The following is a 1,656-nucleotide window of genomic DNA, read 5'->3' as shown; positions in this document are numbered from 1 at the left end:
TTTTTTTCTACCATTAGTCAAGAGAATTCTTCTATATCAAGGGATTCTTTTTCTTAATTACGCAAAATAAGATTATTTATGGCGTTAAATCATATTTAATCTGATATTTTGCCATACTAAACAGCACCTCAGCTGTAATTTTTTTTCGGAGGTGCTATACTTTACTTAAATGAATGACGATTAGAGTTCGGCGAGGAACATCTTTGAATCGTACAATTCATTGTATTTGATTAGGTGATATATGGTTCTAATCAGGCGGCTCATAGCTGCTATGGCAATCTTCTTGGTGCGTATGGCACTAGAAGATTGCTTTTTTTGTTCGTAAGCCACACTGACGTTTGAAGGATGATATTTAGAAGTACTGATCATATTTAGAATTGTTTTGAAGAGAATCTTACGTGCGTAAGCATTCCCGCGTTTACGGATATGTTGAGCCATTTCAAAATCACCAGATTGATATTGAATCAGATCAATTCCAATATATGCATTGATCGCGTTAGCACTATGGAATCTGCGGATATCACCTAATTCAGCGATAACGCAAACAGTGGTTTTAACGCCAAATCCAGGAATTGATTGAAGAATTTCAAACTCCGGCAAGCTCTTTGCTAGAGTTTCCATCTGTTGAATGATTTCTGCTTTGTGCTCACTGATACGCTCAACCTCTTGCGCTAACTGCTTCACTGCAGTAACCGCATAAGCATCTTTCCTTACAGCTGGAGCTGAATTCAGGGCCAAGTTTCTTAAGCGCTCTGCGAGTGCTGTGGCTCTTAATACACTCATATTCTTAGGCGTCGCATTTAAGAGGCTAGCTGATAGATCGGCGATAGTAAGTTCTAAGACCAAATCTGGATGTGAAAACTGCTGTACGACGTGCCAATAAAGTGCACTATCAGTAGTACTCATGAACTTTTCAATCTCCGGAAAAGTAATCTGTAGTTTTTGATGTAGCCTGTTTTTAGCTCTAACAATATCTTCATTGAACTCTTGATAGGATCGTTCCATATCACGTAGTTCACTATAAATCTGTTGTTCTTGGAAGGTTGGGGCATAATGATGTTGATTCATTGCCTGAGCTAAGGCAACTGCATCTAGTTGATCATTCTTATTGTGACGGAAACTATCCATATCCTTTTTAGCGGCTAATGGATTAATTTCAGTGTATGACCAATTATTTCGCTGAAGGAACGCACGTAAAGTGCGTGAATAGACTCCTGATGACTCAAAAATAACTTGTGGATTCTTGAAATGATTCAACGCATCATCCAAACGTTTAAAACCATCTCGTGTATGAGTAATCTTAAATTCATCGACTACTTTGCCATTGATTACAATGGCAATATTTGATTTGTGCTTACTAACATCTACTCCAAAAACAATTTGTGTATCCATTCCAAACACCACCTAATAGAAGTTGTCTTCATCGTTCCACTCATCCCAATTTTCAATACACGGCTTCAAAGAGCCAACAGACTTCGAGCGAGTTTATCGGTAGACCAATGAAGTTGTCATTTTTATTTACGGCGTCATCAGATAATGCGTCAAAAAGCACTACGGCATGTCAACTTCATAACCACTTTACTTCAAAACAAAGAAAAGTGGTGAATCATAATTCCGTCGAATTATGATTCACCACTAATGTTAGTCAGTTTTATT

The 1,656-nt window shown here is 37.7% G+C and carries 1 protein-coding gene; it reads right to left on the bottom strand.

Features of this window, described 5'->3' with window-relative positions; genetic code table 11:
• Positions 1-180 precede the first annotated feature (180 nt).
• Positions 181-1,392 carry an IS110 family RNA-guided transposase gene (locus EKM94_RS12175; RefSeq protein WP_125602404.1) on the bottom strand — a complete coding sequence of 404 codons (1,212 nt, stop codon included), beginning with the start codon at positions 1,390-1,392 and terminating at the stop codon, positions 181-183.
• Positions 1,393-1,656 lie beyond the last annotated feature (264 nt).

Origin of the sequence: Lapidilactobacillus achengensis, from assembly GCF_003946655.1 — a bacterium.
GTDB lineage: Bacteria > Bacillota > Bacilli > Lactobacillales > Lactobacillaceae > Lapidilactobacillus > Lapidilactobacillus achengensis.
This window is presented reverse-complemented; position numbering and strand designations above follow the sequence as displayed.